Source organism: Xanthomonas sp. D-99 (assembly GCF_017746145.1).
Classification (GTDB): domain Bacteria; phylum Pseudomonadota; class Gammaproteobacteria; order Xanthomonadales; family Xanthomonadaceae; genus Xanthomonas; species Xanthomonas cissicola.
In genome coordinates this window covers 1-3,191 of record NZ_JAGHWU010000091.1, presented here as the reverse complement: position 1 = coordinate 3,191, position 3,191 = coordinate 1, and the positions used below count along the sequence as shown (strand labels likewise).

The window sequence follows — 3,191 nt, the reverse complement described above, 5'->3', positions numbered from 1 at the left end:
ATTAAAAGTGCTGGTGACAGCGAGAAGCAATGGGGCGAGTTGAGGAGGCGATGGTCGCCAAGAGTCCGCGGGTGTGGAACCGACTGAAGGGGACGGACAAGCCGAGGCTGGACGAGGCCAATGACCCTCCGGTTACTATCTTTGCTCAACGGAACCAGCGGACCGCATTGGATGATTGAGGTTGTTCGCAGTGAAGAGGACTACCGCGCGCTGTTAGAGGCCGCGCTGGACCAGGAATTGGAGCGTGCAAGAGCTGGGCTGACGCAAACCGTCAGCAGCAAAGCCGCGGCAAGGTTCTTGGGGGTCCACTTCGACACGCTGGGGGAGTGGCGACGCCGCTCCCCACCGTTGGGACCGCCTTTCCAGAAAGGCGCCGGACTCACAGGTGGCGGGGCCAACCAGCACGTGCGTTACCTCTACGAGGATTTGGTGGAGTGGCAGAAAGCCAGGGCCAGCAAGACGCCCAAAGAGCGACGCCTTGTAGACGAGTTAGAACGACTGAGGCAGCAGGCTCGGGAGCTCGAGCTCCAACTCGAACTGCAGGCGGTCAAGGATCAGGTCGCCCGTATGACAAGGAAGGCGGGCAGGGTGCTCGCCCTCACCACGGTGAAAGAGTGTTTGACCGTCCAGCACGACTGGGTGCTGGTCGGTGGTCGCTTGGTTGGTCATGTATTGACCGTGCCAGGCGATGTGCTGACGGCTGTGACTGTTGCGGATGGAGCAAACAAAGCGAACGATACAAACGAAGCGAATATTGCTCATAAGGTTGGTGAGGTGTGGACCGCTACCCTGGAAGAAGCGCTGCAGGAGCCTTGGGCCAACAACGATGCTCGAGACCCTTTCAGCGAGGCGATGGATACGGCGTTGGGGGAGCTGACGCGGCACGTTGCGCAGGAACGGTCTGCGCAGCGAAGCCGCGACCTTGAAGATAGATTGCCTCCGGCCATTTCCCTGCCCCGCACGCAGTCTTAAAGGCTGCCTGTCTAAAGCGCTACGCAGACGCTCAGTGTGTTACAAAGTTTACAAGGTTGATATAGGGGAGAAGGTGGACTAGAGTGTCTTACAGGCAGGCGGAGAAGCTATCATGCGCAAAATAATGGCACTCGTAACTCAGAACACGACTCCAAAAAAAGCGTGGCATGCCTCTATTGCTGATGTCGGGAGGTTTGAAGGAGTAGCAGACGTTCGCGATCCAGAAGGCTTCTTAGGGGAGCTGGATAGGTTTCTTAACGAAAAGCTTGAGCAGGCTCCTGCGAAGGAGGACGTCGGGGCTATTCTCCAGAGTAAGGCGCGTGCCCTGGTTGCGGAGAAGCGTTGGGAACCTGGAAGAACTGATATCCAAAGGGGGCGTATTGCGCTCCTTGAAGAATTCGAAAGCCCTCATAACTTGTCCCCTGAAAGATTTGCAAAGCTTTCTTTAAAGTCGCGTCAGCAAATTTATAGAGACATTACTTCGCGTCGCTTGCTTGCTATCAGTGCTGGGGCAAGAAAACAGCGGATTCCAGATTGGCAACTCAATGAGGCGCCTCTCGCTTTGACACAGACTATTTTTAAAAGATTTCCAGAGCTGGATTCGTGGACGGTTTATAATATTCTTTCAAGTCCATTAGATGCACTTGACGGAAGTTCGCCGGTTCAAAAAGTCATGCCTGGAAATATTGAGAGCATCGTCGATGTCGTCCTTAATGAGCTTGGATTTCAATAATTAAATTATTGCCAAGGAGGGGTGGGGTGTCGATAATTCCGGATTTAATTTTAAATAGTGGAACTCTTCTTCAGCATATAAGTAGGGTGGATTATCGCGGGCAACCGCTTTATTTCGGTAATGCGGCATTGAATCGATATGATGATCCGAATAAGGTCTATGGTGTGCTCTATTTGGCTTTTGATATAAACACGGCACTTATGGAGTCTATGTTTCATAAGCACAAGTGGCATCGTCGCGCGGGAAGATCGGTGAGTTTGACGGAGGTTAATTCTCGCTTGGTGCGAGCAGTGGGGGGTATTAAGTGGGATTCGTCTAGCCAATCTGAATGCTCCGGACACAATAGCGAGGGTTTTTGGGTTGAATCTTGGGCAAATCTCATCGAGGAATTATCGCCACACCCACTCCATCTCGACGCGTGTTTACCAAGACCTGGATTCATTCGGAAATCCGCGGTTTGACGGAATTTTATATCCTTCAAGGAATAATTATCCTGGTAACTGTGTGGCTCTATTTAATCGAGCCGTAAACAAAATAGAAGTTAGCGCAGATATAGATTTGCCAGATCATTCCGGATGGTCTTCTTTTGTTGCTGACAATGCGTTGGCGATATTGAAGCCGTAGGGGGCTAGTTACCTCGCTGCAGATGCGGAAAGTTAGATAGGTAAAGGGTGCGTGGTAGAGAAGCCCCGCATTGGAAGCTTCTCGTCAATTGCTTTGAAATGATCAGCTCAAGTCACAGCTACTGGGCTGGGGCCAGGTGGTGGCTGGCAGCATCGCTTTGACGTTGGCCGGTGCGGAGATGCCAATCGTGCTGGCGCCAAATGTGTCTTCTAGCTCGTTGATGCTGACGATGTAGCTGTCCAGCGACCCGAGCGTGGCACTGTTCGGAATCAGCCAGCTGATGGCCCGAGACCCTCCACTCGGATTGGCAGTAATGATGGTCTTCCAGAAGAAGTCTGGCGTCCGGATGCCATGGCTTGTTAGGAAGTAATCGTTCGTGGTGTCGCTGTAGATGACGCCGCCGTAGACCTGGACGCTTGCGATATCGCGGTAACACTCGGCGACTTCCTCCGCCCGCACCCAGATGCCTTGGTTGAAGCTGGCCACCTGCGGAACAATGTTCGACATCAGGTTGGCGCGACGGATGTAGGTCGCGTTGTAATCCATGTGGTTCGAGGTCACCAAGTGCCCGCGGTCATAGCCCGAACGCACGCTGGCATAGGACGCACTGGATATCTGGCCGGCGCAGCCGCTGGGAAGTTCGGTATCTAAGTTGAAGCTGGACGGACGCGCCGCCGAGCCGGTATCGGCCTGCAGCACGTATTCGTAGCGCAACGCGGTGCGGTTTGTGCAGTCGTAGTTCAAGGTGTAGCCACCCTTGTTGAGGGTGACCACCTGGGCTTGGGCACCCGCACTGAACGTGGTGAGCAGCAAGATGGTGAGGAAGAGTCGGAATCGCATCGACGTCCCCCCGCCCTGAGTA

5 protein-coding genes are annotated in these 3,191 nt (G+C 53.9%); 4 read left to right on the top strand and 1 reads right to left on the bottom strand.

Going from position 1 to position 3,191, the window contains the following annotated elements:
• Positions 1-120: 120 nt before the first annotated feature.
• From J7360_RS20155 to J7360_RS21605, 4 genes are all read left to right on the top strand, one after another.
• On the top strand, positions 121-972 hold the full coding sequence (locus J7360_RS20155) for a nucleotide-binding protein (protein WP_244667856.1): 852 nt from the start codon (positions 121-123) through the stop codon (positions 970-972).
• 112 nt (positions 973-1,084) lie between these two features.
• Entirely contained in the window at positions 1,085-1,705 is a 621-nt protein-coding gene (locus tag J7360_RS20150) for an integrase (RefSeq protein WP_139792811.1), read from the top strand.
• 26 nt (positions 1,706-1,731) lie between these two features.
• The gene (locus tag J7360_RS21610) at positions 1,732-2,166 is read left to right on the top strand and encodes an RES domain-containing protein (protein WP_343237362.1); all 435 of its coding nucleotides are present in this window, start codon (positions 1,732-1,734) and stop codon (positions 2,164-2,166) included.
• Positions 2,066-2,329: an RES domain-containing protein gene (locus J7360_RS21605; RefSeq protein ID WP_280515204.1), complete on the top strand. Its 264-nt coding sequence runs from the start codon at positions 2,066-2,068 to the stop codon at positions 2,327-2,329. Before J7360_RS21610 ends, J7360_RS21605 begins: the two co-directional genes overlap by 101 nt.
• Positions 2,330-2,431: 102 nt before the next feature.
• On the opposite strand, the gene J7360_RS20140 is transcribed toward J7360_RS21605, so the two are convergent.
• Positions 2,432-3,169 (bottom strand): DNA/RNA non-specific endonuclease, encoded by a 738-nt coding sequence (locus J7360_RS20140; RefSeq protein WP_057662566.1) that lies wholly within the window; start codon positions 3,167-3,169, stop codon positions 2,432-2,434.
• Positions 3,170-3,191: the final 22 nt, after the last annotated feature.

What these genes read in the sequence shown, in the direction of transcription:
- J7360_RS20155 (WP_244667856.1), top strand. Translation starts at nt 121, where the DNA reads ATGACCCTCCGGTTACTATCTTTGCTCAACGGAACCAGCGGACCGCAT.
- J7360_RS20150 (WP_139792811.1), top strand. Translation starts at nt 1,085, where the DNA reads ATGCGCAAAATAATGGCACTCGTAACTCAGAACACGACTCCAAAAAAA.
- J7360_RS20140 (WP_057662566.1), bottom strand. Translation starts at nt 3,169, where the DNA reads ATGCGATTCCGACTCTTCCTCACCATCTTGCTGCTCACCACGTTCAGT.